Genomic DNA, 18974 nt, shown 5'->3' on the forward strand with positions numbered 1-18974 from the left:
TTGATTTATGTCCCAGGCTGATTTTTATTTACCATCATTATGTTCTGGAATAGGGAAGTATTTAAATATTTCACCGGTTTCTAAGGCTTCGCTAAGCTGAGCTAACCACTCGTAATAAACCTTTGAATGGTCGAGTTGTGCTTTGACTTTATTAATGTCTTGACGTTCTTCATCAGTTAAATCGTTGTTATCCAGTAGCGGTTTTAGAAGTGTTTCCGCATCTTTAACAGCTTCCATATTAGTGTCAATTTCTCTTTCCCATTTTTTAGTGAAGAAATTACGAAAGAAAGTGAAGAAATCTTTTTCAGCGATAAAGTGTTGCTTTCTACTACCTCTTGTAAATTGTTGTTTGACGATATCATATTCTTGTAATTTTTTAACCCCTGCACTCATGCTAGGTTTACTCATTTGTAGTTGTTGTCGCATTTCATCAAGTGTCATACTTCCTTCAAACACCATGATACCGTATAGGTTGCCGACACTACGATTACTTCCATATAAATCCATAGTTTCTCCAATGGAATTAATGACCAAGTCTTTGGCTTGCTCGACTTGAGATGAGTAGTTATTCGATTGTGTCATGACTGTACCTCCAATAATAATTATTTTATTTTACCACGTATCACAACAAATTTAACATGATTTCATTTTTTATATGCCAACATTTTATATATTTTATTTTAAAGAGATGAAAAAAGACTATATATTATCATTATTTATTGATGAATATGTGAAAAGATTGCTTTATCATCCCATTGCTCACCAATTCGAATCTGCTGAGATTAAAAAGGAACACCTTAGCTAAAGCTAATGCGTAAGTATCACTAACCTATTAAGAATAGGAGTGATACTTTATTCTCCAGACCTTTTTGATAAATTGACATATTTTCAATTTCTATGCTAACATAATTCTGTAAAATTCGTTAAATAAAAATTTAACAAACTTAACGGAGGTCATTTGATGGAACTTGTAAAGAACTTGTCTAATCGCCAATACATTGATGGTGAATGGGTAGACAGCTCAAATAAAAATACGAGAGAGATTATTAATCCATATAATCAAGAAGTTATTTTTACAGTAGCTGAAGGTACAAAAGAAGATGTAGAACTAGCAATTTTAGCTGCAAGAAGATCATTTGAAGATGGCGAGTTATCTTCAGAAACAGGTGAAGTCAGAGGTCAAAAAGTCAGAGCGATTGCAGATAAAATTAAAGAACATCGTGACGAATTAGCTAAATTAGAAACACTAGATACTGGTAAAACATTGGAAGAGTCATATGCAGATATGGATGACATCCATAATGTATTTATGTATTTTGCTGGTTTAGCAGATAAAGATGGCGGAGAAATTATCAATACGCCAATTCCAAATTCAGAAAGTAAAGTTGTTAAAGAACCAGTAGGCGTAGTGACTCAAATCACACCATGGAATTATCCTTTATTACAAGCATCTTGGAAAATCGCACCGGCTTTAGCAACAGGTTGCTCATTAGTAATGAAACCAAGTGAAATTACGCCATTAACAACAATTCGTGTCTTTGAACTAATGGAAGAAGTAGGATTTCCTAAAGGTACAATTAACTTAGTATTAGGTTCAGGTGCTGAAATTGGTGACGTCATGTCAGGTCATGAAGAAGTAGATTTAGTGTCATTTACAGGTGGCATTAAAACAGGTAAACATATTATGAAACAGGCTGCAGACCACGTAACTAATGTAGCTTTAGAACTTGGTGGTAAGAACCCTAATGTTATTTTTGATGATGCTGACTTTGAATTAGCAGTAGACCAAGCATTAAATGGTGGTTACTTCCACGCTGGTCAAGTATGCTCAGCGGGTTCTAGAATTTTAGTTCACAACGATATCAAAGAAAAATTTGAAAAAGAACTTATAGATCGCGTTAGTAAAATTAAACTAGGTAATGGCTTTGATGATGATACTGAAATGGGACCAGTTATTTCTCAAGAACATAGAGATAAAATTGAAAATTATATGCAAATTGCAAAAGATGAAGGTGCAACAATTGCTATAGGTGGCAAACGTCCTGAAAGAGAAGATTTACAAGATGGATTATTCTTCGAGCCTACGGTAATTACAGATTGCGATACATCTATGCGTATAGTGCAAGAAGAAGTATTTGGACCAGTTGTTACTGTTGAAGGATTTGAAGATGAAGCAGAAGCAATTCGTTTAGCTAACGATTCAATATATGGATTAGCAGGTGCTGTATTTAGTAAAGATATTGGTAAAGCACAACGTGTAGCTAATAAATTGAAATTAGGTACAGTTTGGATTAACGATTTCCATCCTTACTTTGCACAAGCACCATGGGGTGGATATAAACAATCAGGTATTGGTAGAGAACTTGGCAAAGAAGGCTTAGAAGAGTATTTATCTACTAAACATATCTTAACTAATACAAACCCAGAACCGGTTAACTTCTTTAGTAAATAAAACATAACAGTTATTCAGAGGTTTGAATGATACGCTATTACTTAATAGGTCATTCGGCCTCTTACATATGTAAGAACGATTCAAGATAACTATGAAAGAGATGAATATAAAAACTAAAAAAATTAATTTCGGAGGTTATTTGTGATGAGTAGAAAACATGATTCATATGATTACATTATCATTGGCGGAGGTAGTGCAGGTTCAGTTTTAGGTGCACGATTAAGTGAAGATAAAGATAAAAATGTATTAGTATTAGAAGCGGGACGCAGTGACTATTTCTGGGATTTATTTATTCAAATGCCAGCAGCATTAATGTTCCCTTCAGGAAATCCTTTATATGATTGGATTTATCAAACTGAAGAAGAACCACACATGGGACGCAAAGTTGACCATGCACGAGGTAAAGTGTTAGGTGGTTCAAGTTCAATTAATGGAATGATCTTCCAAAGAGGTAACCCAATGGATTATGAAGGTTGGGCAGAACCAGAAGGTATGGAAACTTGGGATTTCGCACATTGCTTACCATACTTTAAAAAGTTAGAAACAGCATATGGTTCAGCGCCTTATGATAAATACAGAGGTCATGATGGACCAATTAAATTAAAACGAGGTCCTGCAACGAATCCATTATTCAAATCATTCTTTGATGCTGGGGTTGAAGCAGGATATCATAAAACACCAGACGTAAACGGATTCCGACAAGAAGGTTTCGGACCATTTGATAGCCAAGTTCATCACGGACGCCGTATGTCTGCATCAAGAGCATATTTACGACCTGCAATGAGACGTAAAAATTTAGATGTAGAAACAAGAGCATTCGTAACAAAAATTAACTTTGATGGTAGAAGAGCTACAGGTGTGACTTATAAGAAAAACGGCAAAGAAAGAACAATCAATGCCAAAGAAGTTATTTTATCAGGTGGCGCATTTAATACACCACAATTGCTACAATTATCTGGAATTGGTGATTCAGAATTCTTAAAATCTAAAGGTATTGAACCTAGAGTTCATTTACCTGGTGTTGGGGAGAACTTCGAAGATCATTTAGAAGTGTATATCCAACATGAATGTAAAGAACCGGTATCTTTACAACCTAGTTTAGATGTAAAACGTATGCCATTTATTGGATTGCAATGGATTTTTGCTAGAAAAGGTGCAGCAGCTTCTAACCACTTTGAAGGTGGAGGATTTGTACGTTCAAATAACGAAGTAGACTATCCTAACTTAATGTTCCACTTCTTGACAATCGCAGTTCGCTATGATGGTCAAAAAGCACCAGTAGCGCACGGTTATCAAGTACACGTTGGACCTATGTACTCTAATTCACGCGGTAGCTTAAAAATTAAATCTAAAGATCCATTTGAAAAGCCAAGTATAGTATTTAATTATCTTTCAACTAAAGAAGACGAACGTGAATGGGTAGAAGCTATTCGAGTTGCAAGAAATATCTTATCTCAAAAAGCGATGGATCCATTTAATGCAGGAGAAATTTCACCTGGACCTTCTGTACAAACAGATGAAGAAATTTTAGATTGGGTGCGTAAAGACGGAGAAACTGCATTACATCCATCATGTAGTGCTAAAATGGGACCAGCATCAGATCCAATGGCAGTTGTTGATCCACTTACTATGAAAGTACATGGTATGGAAAATTTACGTGTCGTAGATGCTTCTGCTATGCCTAGAACAACTAACGGTAATATCCATGCACCAGTACTTATGTTAGCTGAAAAAGCTGCAGATATTATTCGAGGTAGAAAACCTTTAGAACCTCAATATGTAGATTATTATAAACATGGTGTACATGATGAAATGGCAGGCGCTAAAGAAAACGATCCATTTTATAAGCACTAATTAATTATATGATTTCAATCACTTCAATATGACAATGCTCATATTGGAGTGATTTTTTTCTAAATTTATGTCATTTTTAGTCAATAAAAGTGTGACACAACAATAAACGGGAATAACATATTATAATGTAGATGTATAGATAAAGGAGAGGATTTTATGAGTAATACGTTAGTAGAAAAACTTCGCGAAAAAGAAGATCGAATGATAGAAATTAGAAGACATCTTCACCAACATCCAGAATTATCCTTCCATGAAGAAGAAACACCAAAATATATTGCTGACTTTTATAAAGATAAAGATTGTAAATTGGAAACAAATGTGGGACCAAATGGTGTCAAAGTAACTATCGATAGTGGTAAACCTGGCAAAACATTAGCAATTCGTGCAGATTTTGATGCCCTACCTATTAAAGAAGAAACAGGATTATCATTTGCATCTAAAAATGATGGTGTTATGCATGCGTGTGGACATGATGCACATACAGCTTACATGCTTATTTTAGCCGAAACATTAATTGAAATGAAAGATCAATTTAGCGGTAAAGTAATCGTCATTCATCAACCAGCAGAAGAAATGCCTCCAGGCGGTGCGCAAGGTATGATTAAAGACGGTGTTTTAGATGACGTGGATCATGTATTAGGTGTACACGTGATGAGTACAATGGAAGCTGGAAAAATTTTTTACAAACCAGAATTTGTACAAACAGGTCGTGCTTACTTTAAATTAACAGTTCATGGTAGAGGCGGTCACGGTTCATCACCTCACATGGCAAATGACGCAATTGTGGCAGGATCTAACTTTGTAACAACTGCACAAACAGTTGTATCTAGACGTTTAAGTCCATTTGAAACTGGTGTCGTTACAATTGGTTCTTTCGATGGTAAAGGTCAATTCAATGTGATTAAAGACACTATCGAAATTGAAGGTGACGTGCGTGCGCTTACCGATGATACAAGAGATACAATTCAAAAAGAATTAACACATCTTGTTGAAGGATTAGAAGCTTCATTTGGCGTAAAATGTGATTTCGAATTTAACAAAGATTACCCTGCATTATATAACAATCCAGAATTCACATCTTATGTAGCTGAAACAATTAAAAATGCAGAAGGAACAGATATTCAAGGTGTTGAAGAATGTGAAGCACAACCACCTTCTGAAGACTTTGCATTTTATGCAGTAGAACTACCAAGTACATTTATTTATTCAGGAGCAGCACCAGAAGATGGCGAAGTATATCCACACCATCACCCTAAATTTAATATTAGTGAATCATCTATGTTAGTTGCTGCTGAAGCAGTAGGTACTGTTGTATTAGACTATTTAAATTAAGATAGATGACTATAAATTACAGATTAAAATATGTAAATTAAAATAATAAGTATGCCCGTCAGTCTAACAGCACTCTTATGTGCTATGTTGCTATTAGTACTGGCGGGCTACTCATACATATGACTATTGCGCTTATAAGTTTTAATATTTTAACTTATCAAACCCATGTTTAAACTTATATTTAACGTTGTTTAAATCATTAAGCAAACTGATGAACGAGACATCAATAACTAATGTATTAAAGAGAAATTTATGATATAAAAACGAACTAATTAATTTCGTCATTATTTTGTAAATAGAAAAATATATTAGACTATTTAATTTTGATTGGTGTTTTATTTACTAATTCGTGATATCATTAATATATTAAGTAAGAAGAGGTGATTTAGTGACGTTTTATGAGTTTATACAAGGATTTACTGGAGACCAAACACCTCTAGGAGAACTAGCCGCTTGGGTTGATAAAGATGTACAATTTCCAAAAGAAGAAAAATTAGCGAAGAATATTTTAAATTATTTTAAACAAATAACAAATTTAGATGATGAAATACTAGAAATAGTTAAAAGATCACTTTCAATATATGAACAAAATATTTAAACGTAAAATGAATTAGAATGAAGGAACTAATATGTTACTAAATGATTATTATAAAACGTATAAAATGAATGAATCTAATGATGAATTTATGATTGAGAAAAATAATGATGCACAATATTATGATATTTTAGAATCAATTAATCAATTATCAAATGATACATTTTGTGTGCTCAATCATTTATTTGTAAATGAAGATAAAGAAGACCAATTTGAAGATAAATTCTTATCACGTCAAAAACACCTTCAAGATGTACCAGGGTTTAAAGCATTGCGCTTCCTTAAACCTCGAACAAATCATAGACATTATATTATTGTTACATTATGGGAATCGAGACAAGCGTTTTATGACTGGCAAAATTCATCAGAATACGCACAAACACATCGTAAACGAGGTACTAAACAAGGCGTTGATAATCAAATTGTGAATCGTGATTTGTCATATAACATTAGAATAGAATTAGAAGATTTGAAAAAACAAATGCTAGATTATGAAGATATATTTTAAATCATAGAAGGGCGGATAGAAATCATTTTATGTAAATGCTATTTCGGATCCGTCCTTTTTTTATTATAAAAGATCATTTTAGTTTAGTAGATAGATACTAAAGAGTAAAATATATCAATGAGATTATACATTTGATAATATAATAGTGAATGTTAAGGAAAGGGAGTAATATAATGGAAAAAACTGATTTACTAGCACCAGAAAAATACAATATTACATCTGCAATCGAACAATATGCTTCAGACGCATCTAAAAAAGCAATCATTTATCGTGATTCAGAACATGATCATATAGAAGTGACTTATCAGGAATTAATAAAAAATGCTAATAAAGTAGGTAATATATTTAAAAAGCATGGTTTGAAATATGGTGACAAAGTTTTAATTATGATGCCAAGAGCTATTGCTACCTATGAATTATACATTGCAGCTTTAAAATTAGGTATTGCCATTATTCCAAGTTCTGAAATGTTACGTACAAAAGACTTACAATATCGTGTAAGTCATGGAGAAATTGATGCGGTTATTTCATTTGGAAAATTTATTAAGGAATTTGAAGGATTAAAAGAATATCAAAGCCTTACTAAATTTATCGTTGGTGATACACACGAAGATTGGATTTCGATTGAGGAAGAAAAAGCAAGTGTTAGTGATGAACTTGAAGCAGCAGACACATCTCGTGAAGATGTTGCTATATTATCTTATACATCAGGCACTACAGGAAACCCAAAAGCAGTTACTCATTCACATGGTTGGGGTTATGCCCACCTACAAATGGCACCTAAACATTGGTTATGTATTAAAGAAGATGATTTAGTTTGGGCAACTGCTGCACCTGGATGGCAAAAATGGGTATGGAGTCCTTTCTTATCAACTTTAGGTTCTGGAGCAACAGCATTTGTTTATAATGGTCGTTTTAAACCAGAAACATATCTAGAATTATTACAAGATTATCAAATTAACGTCCTATGCTGTACACCTACAGAGTATCGTATGATGGCTAAACTACAAAATCTTGATGAATATAATTTAGAACATTTGCATAGTGCAGTTTCTGCAGGTGAACCATTAAATAGAGAAGTTGTAGAACAGTTTAAAAAATATTTTGATATTATTGTTAGAGATGGATATGGTCAAACAGAAAGTACATTATTAATTGGATTCCTGAAAGATACAGCACCTCGACCTGGAGCAATGGGTAAATCTATACCAGGAAGTTATACAACAATTATTGATGACGATGGTAATGAAGTAGAAGCCAATGTTAAAGGTAATATTGCAGTCCCATTAGACTTACCTGCACTGTTTAAAGGTTACTATAAAGAACCAGAACGAACTGCTTCAGCAAGATTAGGCGATTACTATGTTACTGGAGATTTAGCACACCAAGATGAAGATGGTTATTTCTGGTTTGAAGGTCGTAAAGATGACATTATCATTAGCTCTGGCTATACGATTGGACCATTTGAAGTTGAAGATGCTTTAACAAATCATCCAGCTGTCAAAGAATGTGCTGTCGTTGCAAGCCCTCATGAATTGAGAGGTAATATTGTAAAAGCATTTATTATTCTTCAAAATGGATATGAAGGAACTGAAGAATTAATTAAAGAACTTCAAACATTTACGAAAAATGAAGTTGCACCATACAAGTATCCGCGTTCTATTGAATTTGTAGAAGATTTACCTAAAACTAATTCAGGTAAAATCAGACGTGTAGAATTAAGAGATGCAGAAATTGAAAAATATAATCAACAACATGAATAAATAAGTACATTAGACACCGCTTTAATTAAAGTGGTGTCTTTTTTAATAGATATTAGTATGACACATTTAACCAAAATAATATTAATATTTAAACAGTTCTAATTTAAGAATGTTTTATAACCAAATTATGACAATATTATTAACTAATAGAAAACGTTTACATATAAATCTTGTCTTTTTTAGCTTAATATGACATACTCTAAAATGATTAGTATGACATATTAAGAGAGGTGCTTATTTATGGAAAAATTAATTTATGCATTTGATGAAGGTAATAAGACTATGAAAGATTTACTTGGAGGTAAAGGTGCGAATTTATCTGAAATGAAACGGTTAGGATTACCAGTTCCAGATGGTTTTACTATTACAACTGCAGCATGTATTGACTATTTGAAACAAGGTGGACAGTTATCTGATAATGTGACATCACAATTACAAGAACATTTAAACGCATTTTCAAATCGAACAGGTAAGTCATTTTCATCTCAAGAAGACTTATTACTTGTATCAGTGCGTAGTGGTGCAAAAATATCGATGCCTGGGATGATGGATACGATTTTAAATTTAGGATTAAATGACGAAAACGTTGAAAAACTTGCAAATAAAACTAATGACGCCAGATTTGCATATGATTGTTATCGTCGTTTACTACAAATGTTTGGTGACGTTGTATACGGCGTACCAATGAATCGATTTGATACATATTTTGATAACTATAAGAAGAAACATCAATTTGAGTCAGATGCAGATATTACTGCCGATGGATTAAAACATATATGTGAAAAGTATAAAGATATTTATATGGAGTATGGTAGTAAACCATTTCCTCAAGATCCTTATAAGCAATTAAAAGAAGCAATTGAAGCAGTATTTAAATCTTGGGACAATGATCGTGCACGTGTCTATAGAGATTTGAATGATATTCCTCATGACATAGGTACAGCTGTAAATATACAAGAAATGGTGTTTGGTAATAGTGGAGAACAAAGTGGTACTGGTGTGGCGTTTACTAGGAATCCAGTCACTGGAGAAAATAAATTGTTCGGTGAGTATTTATTAAACGCACAAGGTGAAGATGTAGTGGCAGGTATACGTACACCACAAGATATTAATACATTAAAAGACCAAATGCCTGATGTACATAAAAATTTTGTCAAAGTAACAAAACAATTAGAGACACATTATAAAGACTTACAAGATATTGAATTTACTATTGAAAATGGACAACTATACTTACTTCAAACACGTAATGGTAAACGTACGGCACGAGCAGCAATAAAGGTTGCAGTTGATTTAGTTAATGAAGGTCTTATATCTAAAGAAGAAGCAGTAACTCAAGTAGATGTTAAATCAATTGAAACACTTTTACATCCAAACTTTAAAGAAGAGTCATTAAAGCAGGCGACTGTAATTTCTAAAATGGGACTTCCAGCCAGTCCAGGGGCTGCTACAGGTCAACTCGTATTTTCTGCGGAGGAAGCTAAAGAACAAGCAGAAAGTGGTAATAAGGTGATTTTAATGAGACCTGAAACATCTCCAGAGGATATAGAAGGAATGGTAGCTAGTGAAGCTATAGTAACAACTCATGGTGGAATGACATCTCATGCAGCAGTCGTTGCAAGAGGTATGGGAAAATGTTGTGTTACTGGATGTTCTGACGTAGAGATAGATACAGTGAATAAAACTGTAAATTATCCTAATGGTGATGTTTTACATGAAGGAGATATTGTATCAGTAGATGGTAGTGCAGGTGATTTATATCTAGGGGGAATTGAAACAGTAAGTGCAGAACATAGCGATGAATTTGAACAGTTTATGCAGTGGTCTGAAGAAACTGCTAGGTTACAAGTACGCATGAATGCTGAAACACCTCAAGATATTAAATCTGGTTATGAATTTAATGCTAAAGGTATTGGTTTAGTAAGAACAGAGCACATGTTCTTTGGAGCTGAACGACTAGTAGAAATGCGAAGATTTATTTTAGCGTCAAATTATGAAGAACGTGTTGAAGCATTAAACAAAATTAAAACATATCAAATAGAAGATTTTGAATCTATTTTTAAATTATCGGATGGCCGTCCAACAATTGTACGTTTACTCGATCCACCATTACATGAATTTTTACCAGCTTCAGAAGAAGATATTCAAATTGTAGCCAAACAATTAGATGTCTCAACTGATTACTTAAAAAGAAGAATCAATGATTTGAATGAAGTCAATCCTATGTTAGGTCATAGAGGATGTCGTTTGGCAGTCACTTATCCTGAATTATATGAGATGCAAGTAGAAGCAATTATGAGTAGTGTATTTAACCTTCAACAACAAGGAATAGAATCCCAACCTGAGATTATGATTCCACTAGTTTCTACAGTAGAGGAATTTACGACACTAAAAAAACAATTAATTACAACAATCAATGATTTAGAGAATGAAACGAATAGCAAAGTACCATATTTAATTGGCACAATGATTGAAACACCAAGAGCATGCCTGATTGCTGGCCAATTAGCACAACATTGTGATTTCTTTAGCTTTGGAACTAACGATTTAACACAATTGACATATGGTTTCTCAAGAGATGATGCAGGTAAATTTATAAACGTGTATACTGAAAATAACATATTACAGCTTGATCCATTCCAAACATTAGATAATGATGGTGTAGGTCAATTGATTAACTTAGCCGTAACAAATGCTAAACAAGTCAATCCGTCTATTAAAATTGGAGTTTGTGGAGAATTAGGTGGCGATGCTAAATCAATTCATCGTTTTAATCAGTTATCTATTGATTATGTTTCATGTTCTCCATTCCGCGTGCCTGGGGCAATCTTAGCTACAGCTCAGAGTCAAGCTGAAGAAAGTGAGAGATAAGGTGAAAGAACATAATGAACAAGAATTAACGATTTATATTGTTTCTGATTCAATAGGGGAAACAGCTCAGCGAATGATTCATGCAACGCTAACTCAATTTCCAGATTTAACACAAATAGAAATTAAGAAATTTCCTTATATTAAAGATGAGATGGAGTTTCTTAACGTATTAGAATTGGCACGTGAAAAAAATGCCATTGTTGTTACAACATTAGTTAATGAATCATTTAATGCATTAGGACATCAATACGCGAACGAACATCAATTATCATATATAGACTATATGTCAGAGTTAATTACGATGATTGAAAAACATACGACATCTACGCCTTTAATGGAAAGTGGCGCGTTACGTAAGATGAATACAGAATACTTTAATAGAATTGAAGCTATAGAGTATTCTGTGAAGTACGATGACGGTAAACATTTTACTGATATTGGAGAAGCGGACGCATTAATTGTCGGAGTTTCTAGAACGTCTAAAACACCGTTAAGTATGTATTTAGCTAATAAAGGTTACAAAATTGCTAATATACCATTAGTACCTGAAGTTACAATTCCTGAAAGTGTATTTCAACATAAAAATTTAAAAGTATTTGGATTAACAGCAAGCCCTAATTATATTGCCAATATTAGAAAAAATCGTGCAGAAGCTTTAGGTATTTCTAAAACATCAACTTACAATAGTTTAGAAAGAATTAAGAAGGAACTGTCCTACGCTGAAGAAATATTTAATAAATTAAATGCTATTGTGATTAATACAGAATACAAATCGATAGAAGAATCGGCATTTTATATCGAAAGGTTTTTACAACAGAAAGACTAAAAGTTAAAACTATTATGAAATGAAGTAAAGTAATATATAGATTTGCATGCTTTTGTGAATAAAATATAATCATAAACAAAACCAATTTCTATTATTATAAAGAATAATAATTTACTTTTCCGATAGCTTGATTTAACATAATAATAGAAGACTAGTTTGCGAGATGGATTGTTAGAAAAATTGTATTGAGCTTTGATTGAAAATACAGTTTTAGTGGACTGGTGTAAGTATTTATTATATTGGAGAGGTGAACAAAATGGCAAAGTCTGACAAAAAAGACGTAATTTTAATTGGTGCCGGTGTACTTAGTACAACATTCGGTTCAATGCTAAAAGAAATTGCGCCAGACTGGAATATTCATTTATATGAACGTTTAGACCGTCCTGGTATTGAAAGTTCTAATGAACGTAACAATGCTGGTACAGGTCACGCCGCACTTTGTGAATTGAACTATACTGTTCAACAACCTGATGGTTCAATTGATATTGAAAAAGCAAAAGAAATCAACGAACAATTTGAGATTTCTAAACAATTTTGGGGTCATTTAGTTAAAACTGGAAACATTGAAGATCCACGTGCATTCATTAACCCATTACCTCATATTAGCTTTGTAAGAGGTAAAAATAACGTTAAGTTCTTAAAAGACCGTTATGAAAAAATGAAAGCTTTCCCAATGTTCGATAATATCGAATACACAGAAGATATTGATGTAATGAGAAAGTGGATTCCATTAATGATGAAAGGCCGTCAAGATGATGGTAGCTACATGGCAGCAAGTAAAATTAATGAAGGTACAGATGTTAACTACGGTGAATTAACTCGTAAAATGGCTCAACACCTTCAAGAAACTGACAATGTAGATGTTCATTATAATCATGAAATCATTGATTTTGAACGTTTATCTAATGGTAAATGGTCAGTTAAAATTAAAAACCGTAACACTGGTGAAGTTTTTGAACAAGAAACTGACTATGTATTTATTGGTGCCGGTGGCGGAGCAATTCCACTATTACAAAAAACTGGTATCCCTGAAAGTAAACATTTAGGTGGGTTCCCAATTAGTGGACAATTTATCGCTTGTACAAATCCAGAAGTGATTAAACAACACGATGCCAAAGTTTATGGTAAAGAACCACCAGGCACACCACCAATGACTGTACCTCACTTAGATACACGTTATATTGATGGTGAAAGAACATTGTTATTTGGACCATTTGCGAATGTAGGTCCTAAATTCCTTAAAAACGGTTCAAATTTAGATTTATTCAAATCAGTTAAACCATATAATATTACAACATTACTAGCATCTGCTGTTAAAAACTTACCATTAATTAAATATTCATTCGACCAAGTGATTATGACTAAAGAAGGTTGTATGAACCACTTACGTACATTCTATCCAGAAGCACGTGATGAAGATTGGCAAGTTTATACAGCAGGTAAACGTGTTCAAGTAATCAAAGATACTGAAGAACACGGTAAAGGTTATATCCAATTTGGTACAGAAGTAGTAAACTCTGAAGATCACTCAGTAATTGCATTATTAGGTGAATCACCAGGGGCATCAACTTCAGTATCAGTAGCATTAGAAGTACTTGAAAAGAACTTTGCTGAATATGCTGATGAATGGAAACCATTAATCAAAAAAATGATTCCTTCATACGGTGAATCATTAATTGAAGATGAACAATTAATGAGAAAAATCCGTAAACAAACTTCAAAAGATCTAAAATTAGGTTATTACGAATAGTAATAGATAGAATAACTCAACCAAAGTTGAACGAATACTTTGGTTGAGTTTTTTGTTTATTTTATCGAAAATTTGAAAAATAAATTGTTATAATAAAACCAATAAATAGAGAAATGAGGTTTTACAAATGTCTAAATTACCAAAAGATTTTCTATGGGGAGGCGCGTTAGCAGCCAATCAATTTGAAGGGGGATATGATCAAGGTGGAAAAGGTCTTAGTGTTATTGATGTCATGACAGCTGGCGAACATGGTAAAGCACGTGAAATTACACAAGATGTTGATCCTAATAAATATTATCCAAATCATGAAGGTATCGATTTTTATCATCGTTATAAAGAAGATGTGAAATTATTTAGTGAAATGGGACTGAAATGTCTTCGTACCTCTATTGCGTGGACAAGAATATTCCCTAATGGCGATGAAGTAGAACCTAATGAAGAAGGTTTGAAATTCTATGATGATTTATTTGATGAATTACTAAAATACGATATTCAACCAATTATTACATTATCTCATTTTGAAATGCCACTTCATTTAGCTAGAGAATATGGTGGTTTTAAAAATAGAAAAATAGCAGATTTCTTTGCTCATTTTGCAGAAACTGTATTTAAACGTTATAAAAATAAAGTTAAATATTGGATGACTTTTAATGAAATTAATAACCAAATGGATTTAAATAATCCGATTTTCCTATGGACGAATTCTGGAGTATTACTTTCAGAAGATGATAATAAAGAAGAAGTGCTATATCAAGTTGCACATAATGAACTTATTGCTAGCGCTAAAGCTGTTAAAATTGGTAAAGAAATTAACCCTGATTTTGAAATTGGCGCTATGATTTCTCATGTTCCAATTTATCCATATAGTTGCAACCCTAAAGATATGATGGAAGCAGAAATTGCTGGTAGATTAAGATTCTTCTTCCCAGATGTTCAAGTAAGAGGTTATTACCCAGGTTATGCTACAAAAATGTTCGAACGAGAGAATATGGATATTGGTTGGGTAGAAGGTGATGATCAAATTTTACGTGAAGGTACTGTAGATTATATTGGATTTAGCTATTATATGTCTACTGTTGTTAAATCTGATAGTGAAACAAGTGTTGAAGATAATATCGTTAATGGAGGACTACCTAATTCAGTTGAAAATCCTTACATTCAAACAAGTGATTGGGGTTGGGCAATTGATCCAGTAGGACTTAGATTTACATTAAATGTATTATACAATCGTTATCAAATTCCATTATTCATTGTAGAAAATGGTTTTGGTGCTGTAGATGAGTTTGATGAAAATGGAGAAATACATGATGATTATCGAATCAATTATTTAAAAGAACATATTCAAGCCTCAATTGAAGCGGTTGATCAAGATGGCGTAGATTTAATGGGTTATACACCTTGGGGTATTATTGATATCATTTCATTTACAACAGGAGAAATGAAAAAACGTTATGGTTTAATACATGTTGATCGAGATAATGAAGGTAACGGTACACTTGATCGTACTAAGAAAGCTTCATTTGATTGGTATAAACACGTGATTGAAACCAATGGTGAGGATTTATAGAAATATAATGGCAAATTAAAGGAGATGCAAGATGGCCTATTATTTAGTAAAATTTGTGCACACCGATATAGAACATTGGAAACAACATGTGAGAGATCATGCAATATATCTATATCAACTTGTTGAATCGGGAGATTTATTACTTTCAGGGCCTATTGAAAATAATGATGATCATCAAAAAGAAGCTTATCTAGTTCTCAAAGCAGACAATGAAGCACAATTAATGGCATTGTTAAAAGCTGATCCATTTTGGAAACAAGGATTAGTATCAGATTATACTATCGAAAAATGGACACCAATGTTTGGGAATCCTGAAAATATCTATATAACACCTCCAACAAATCAAGACAACTAAAAAATATATAACATTATAGAAGATGGAACTATACAATAATTAGAATTTGTAATTATTTTAGTTCCATCTTTTTTTAATAAGGTATATAATTTTTCATAATTATTAAAACACAATTATATCTTTATAATTTATTGAAAGATATCGAATTGAAGGAGTTGTTATTCATGGATATAAATCATTTAAAAGAATTTATACTTCTTGCAAAATATGAGAATTATCTTAAGGCTTCACAAGAATTGTTTATAGCACAGTCAACATTATCAAAACATATGACTGCTTTGGAAAATGATATAGGACATCGTTTAATTGATAGGACTAATAAGAAGATAGAATTAACTGAATCTGGTAGTCTATTTCTTCATTATGCTAAACAAATTTGTCAAAATGAAGAGGAATTAAAGAAACATCTTTCATTAAAAGATGTAGATGATATAGTAACAATAAATATGGGCGCTTCTCGTTTGATGATTGAATATGGTATTACGGAATTGGTATCTCAATGTGTGAAATTATATCCTAAGGTTAGATTTAAAATTACAGAAGGCTCGGAGATAGAATTAAAACAAGCTATTGATCAACAAAAACTTGATATTAGTTTTATTAGAGAACTTTCTCCGGCCAAAAGTAATAATAGTTTTGTATATATGAAAGAACAACTTTGTGCAATTGTTAAGAATACACATCCTTTAGCTAACCAAGATGAAATATCATTAGAAATGTTAAAAGATGAACAACTTTATTTGCCACCTGATTTTACAGTAGAACACCAAGCCTTCCTCAAATGTTGTGAGAAAGAACAATTTTATCCAATTATTTCATTTACTGCTCCTCGAATGGAGAATTTATTAGAAATGGTTAATATTAATGAAGGTATTGCATTGATAATGGAGCATCAAGCCCGTTTTTATTTAAATGAATCTTACAAGTTAATTCCATTGAAGCCGGAAATTGATTCTTATATTAATTGTAAGTTACATCATGACTGCCCAGATTCAAAAGAATTAGAGAACTTTATGTCTATTGCCCGTCAATATTCAAAAAATTAAAGAAGGTAAGTCAAGAGACCAACGACTTAATATACGTTTCTAATTCAGAATACAAACACCTCTAAAATCGAATTGATAGTGCTTAGTTTCCTCGCTATGATTAAAATTATATTAATTAAAGGAGGAAACTTATATGAAAAAAGCCCTAGCCCTAATGTTAACAGCTAGTTTATTGCTAACTGGATGTGAGTCAAATCATCACGATGATAATCAAAGTAAAACTCATACAAAAGGCGTGAATGTTTCAAATACTAAAATTAAAGATTATAAACAAGCATCCTCTAAATTAAAGATTGATAATACAAAATGGAAATATGATAGTAAAAATAAAGTGTATTATCAATTAAATATAAGTTATGTAAGTCATCCTCAAGCTAAAAATGTTGAAAAATTAGGTATATATGTTCCTGCTGCGTATTTTAAAGGTAAGAAAAATAAAGATGGTACATATACTGTTACTGTAAATAATGAAAACAAAGTAAATGGTTATTCAGCTAAAAATGCACCATTAGTGTATCCGGTTAATACACCGGGTTATGCTGAACAAAGTGCACCAACTTCATATAAATATAGTAATATTTCAAAATATATGAAAGCCGGATTTATATATGTAGAGGCTGGATTAAGAGGACGTAGTATGAATATCGGAAATAGTTCCAGTAGTTCATCTAATAAATCATATGAGTATGGAGCTCCATGGGGAGTTACTGATTTGAAAGCGGCTATTCGTTATTATAGATTTAATTCTAATGAATTACCTGGTAATAGTGAAAAAGTCTACACATTTGGTCACAGTGGTGGTGGCGCACAAAGTGCTATTGCAGGAGCATCTGGAGATAGTAAAACATATTATAAATATTTGAAAAAAATTGGCGCAGCAATGACTGATAAAAAAGGGAAATATATTAGCGATAAAATTGACGGTGTAATGTCTTGGTGTCCTATTACAAATTTAGATGAAGCAGATGCAGCATATGAATGGCAAATGGGGCAATATACAAACAGCAATAGTAGAAAAAACAAAACATTCCAAAAAGCATTATCTAATGATTTAGCTCAATCATATGGATCATATATCAACAAATTAAATTTAACTACTAATGGACAAAAATTATCACTTAATAAATCTAAACAAGGTTATTATACTGAAGGTTCATATGCAAAATATCTAAAAAAAGAAGTTGAAGAATCAGCTACTGACTTTTTAAATAATACTAAGTTTCCTTATAAGAAAACAGATAATCAACAAGCTGGAATGGGTCAAAGTAAGGCACCATCTAATGGTCAAAAGCCAAAAGGTAAAGGTGCTATGCCAAAAATGGGCTCTCAATCAAATAACAAAACATATAAAACTATGGATGCTTATCTTAAAGATCTGAATAAAAAAGGTAAATGGATCACTTATAATAAGAAAACTAAGAAAGCGCATATCACTAGTCTTAAAGACTTTGCCAAATATTATAAAACACCATCTAAATCAGTACCAGCATTTGATGATTTAAAACGTAGTCAAGCAGAAAATAATGTATTTGGCACAAATGGTAATCATACAAAACTACATTTTGATAAAACAACGGCTAAATTGTTAAAACAAAATCAAAGTAAATATTCAAAAATGAGTGGCTGGAAAAATAAATATGTAGATAATTATAATGATGACTTAAAACAAAAAGATAAACTTAACCAATCTGTAGAAACACGTATGAATATGTATAATCCGATGTACTATTTATCTAATTATTATAAAGGATATGGAAAATCAAATGTTGCGAAACATTGGAGAATCAGAACGGGAATTCAACAAGGCGATACAGCATTAAATACTGAAACAAATCTGTCATTAGCTTTAAAACAGTATGTTGGAAATAAAAATGTTGATTTCAAAACTGTATGGGATCAAGGCCATACAATGGCAGAAACTTCAGGAAATAGCGATACTAATTTTATCAAATGGGTAGAAAAAAATAATAAAAAATAAAGTGACAATTGAACCTGAAACGTCAAATAGATGTTTCAGGTTTTAATTTATACTAAAAAATAACGATATATCGTTGA

At 32.3% G+C, this 18974-nt stretch carries 14 protein-coding genes; 13 read left to right on the forward strand and 1 reads right to left on the reverse strand.

All coding sequences use genetic code 11. The features are described from left to right. Window positions 1-24: 24 nt before the first annotated feature. The gene (cudC, locus tag CD121_RS08660; protein WP_126567946.1) at window positions 25-582 is read right to left on the reverse strand and encodes a choline uptake/conversion transcriptional regulator CudC; all 558 of its coding nucleotides are present in this window, start codon (window positions 580-582) and stop codon (window positions 25-27) included. Between the two features lie 379 nt (window positions 583-961). Between cudC and betB the strand changes: the two genes are divergently transcribed. The 13 genes from betB to CD121_RS08725 all read left to right on the forward strand — a co-directional run bounded on the left by betB (window position 962) and on the right by CD121_RS08725 (window position 18897). Continuing rightward, window positions 962-2452 (forward strand): betaine-aldehyde dehydrogenase, encoded by a 1491-nt coding sequence (gene betB, locus CD121_RS08665; RefSeq protein ID WP_126567948.1) that lies wholly within the window; start codon window positions 962-964, stop codon window positions 2450-2452. A gap of 144 nt (window positions 2453-2596) precedes the next feature. Next, a complete protein-coding gene (betA, locus tag CD121_RS08670) occupies window positions 2597-4306 on the forward strand; it encodes a choline dehydrogenase (protein ID WP_126567951.1) in 1710 nt (569 codons plus the stop codon). A gap of 156 nt (window positions 4307-4462) precedes the next feature. Beyond that, window positions 4463-5638 carry an amidohydrolase gene (locus CD121_RS08675; RefSeq protein WP_126567954.1) on the forward strand — a complete coding sequence of 392 codons (1176 nt, stop codon included), beginning with the start codon at window positions 4463-4465 and terminating at the stop codon, window positions 5636-5638. Window positions 5639-6026: 388 nt separating this feature from the next. Next, window positions 6027-6236, forward strand: coding sequence for a YozE family protein (locus tag CD121_RS08680; RefSeq protein WP_017636649.1), 210 nt, complete (start codon window positions 6027-6029; stop codon window positions 6234-6236). 31 nt (window positions 6237-6267) lie between these two features. Then, on the forward strand, window positions 6268-6741 hold the full coding sequence (locus CD121_RS08685) for an antibiotic biosynthesis monooxygenase family protein (RefSeq protein WP_017636648.1): 474 nt from the start codon (window positions 6268-6270) through the stop codon (window positions 6739-6741). Window positions 6742-6914: 173 nt separating this feature from the next. Then, window positions 6915-8504, forward strand: a complete 1590-nt coding sequence (gene mbcS, locus CD121_RS08690; protein WP_070453027.1) for an acyl-CoA synthetase MbcS — start codon at window positions 6915-6917, stop codon at window positions 8502-8504. Between the two features lie 240 nt (window positions 8505-8744). Further along, a complete protein-coding gene (gene ppdK / locus CD121_RS08695; protein ID WP_119622844.1) occupies window positions 8745-11375 on the forward strand; it encodes a pyruvate, phosphate dikinase in 2631 nt (876 codons plus the stop codon). A gap of 1 nt (window position 11376) precedes the next feature. After that, window positions 11377-12201 carry a pyruvate, water dikinase regulatory protein gene (locus tag CD121_RS08700; RefSeq protein ID WP_108000426.1) on the forward strand — a complete coding sequence of 275 codons (825 nt, stop codon included), beginning with the start codon at window positions 11377-11379 and terminating at the stop codon, window positions 12199-12201. 256 nt (window positions 12202-12457) lie between these two features. Next, window positions 12458-13951 (forward strand): L-lactate dehydrogenase (quinone), encoded by a 1494-nt coding sequence (gene lqo / locus CD121_RS08705; protein WP_117239220.1) that lies wholly within the window; start codon window positions 12458-12460, stop codon window positions 13949-13951. A gap of 127 nt (window positions 13952-14078) precedes the next feature. Next, complete coding sequence (locus CD121_RS08710) at window positions 14079-15518, forward strand: 6-phospho-beta-glucosidase (RefSeq protein WP_119622846.1); 1440 nt, start codon at window positions 14079-14081, stop codon at window positions 15516-15518. Window positions 15519-15549: 31 nt separating this feature from the next. Further along, entirely contained in the window at window positions 15550-15873 is a 324-nt protein-coding gene (locus CD121_RS08715) for a YciI family protein (protein ID WP_046466962.1), read from the forward strand. A gap of 164 nt (window positions 15874-16037) precedes the next feature. Then, window positions 16038-16919, forward strand: a complete 882-nt coding sequence (locus tag CD121_RS08720) for a LysR family transcriptional regulator (protein WP_046466963.1) — start codon at window positions 16038-16040, stop codon at window positions 16917-16919. Between the two features lie 133 nt (window positions 16920-17052). Beyond that, complete coding sequence (locus tag CD121_RS08725; protein WP_126567956.1) at window positions 17053-18897, forward strand: subtype A tannase; 1845 nt, start codon at window positions 17053-17055, stop codon at window positions 18895-18897. The last annotated feature ends 77 nt before the right edge of the window (window positions 18898-18974 follow it).

The sequence above is a fragment of the Staphylococcus pasteuri genome (assembly GCF_003970495.1).
GTDB classification, from domain to species: domain Bacteria; phylum Bacillota; class Bacilli; order Staphylococcales; family Staphylococcaceae; genus Staphylococcus; species Staphylococcus pasteuri.

Excerpts from the sequence above, each read along its gene's own strand:
- cudC (WP_126567946.1), bottom strand. The coding sequence starts at position 582 with ATGACACAATCGAATAACTACTCATCTCAAGTCGAGCAAGCCAAAGAC.
- betB (WP_126567948.1), top strand. The coding sequence starts at position 962 with ATGGAACTTGTAAAGAACTTGTCTAATCGCCAATACATTGATGGTGAA.
- betA (WP_126567951.1), top strand. The coding sequence starts at position 2,597 with ATGAGTAGAAAACATGATTCATATGATTACATTATCATTGGCGGAGGT.
- CD121_RS08675 (WP_126567954.1), top strand. The coding sequence starts at position 4,463 with ATGAGTAATACGTTAGTAGAAAAACTTCGCGAAAAAGAAGATCGAATG.
- CD121_RS08685 (WP_017636648.1), top strand. The coding sequence starts at position 6,268 with ATGTTACTAAATGATTATTATAAAACGTATAAAATGAATGAATCTAAT.
- mbcS (WP_070453027.1), top strand. The coding sequence starts at position 6,915 with ATGGAAAAAACTGATTTACTAGCACCAGAAAAATACAATATTACATCT.
- ppdK (WP_119622844.1), top strand. The coding sequence starts at position 8,745 with ATGGAAAAATTAATTTATGCATTTGATGAAGGTAATAAGACTATGAAA.
- lqo (WP_117239220.1), top strand. The coding sequence starts at position 12,458 with ATGGCAAAGTCTGACAAAAAAGACGTAATTTTAATTGGTGCCGGTGTA.
- CD121_RS08710 (WP_119622846.1), top strand. The coding sequence starts at position 14,079 with ATGTCTAAATTACCAAAAGATTTTCTATGGGGAGGCGCGTTAGCAGCC.
- CD121_RS08715 (WP_046466962.1), top strand. The coding sequence starts at position 15,550 with ATGGCCTATTATTTAGTAAAATTTGTGCACACCGATATAGAACATTGG.
- CD121_RS08720 (WP_046466963.1), top strand. The coding sequence starts at position 16,038 with ATGGATATAAATCATTTAAAAGAATTTATACTTCTTGCAAAATATGAG.
- CD121_RS08725 (WP_126567956.1), top strand. The coding sequence starts at position 17,053 with ATGAAAAAAGCCCTAGCCCTAATGTTAACAGCTAGTTTATTGCTAACT.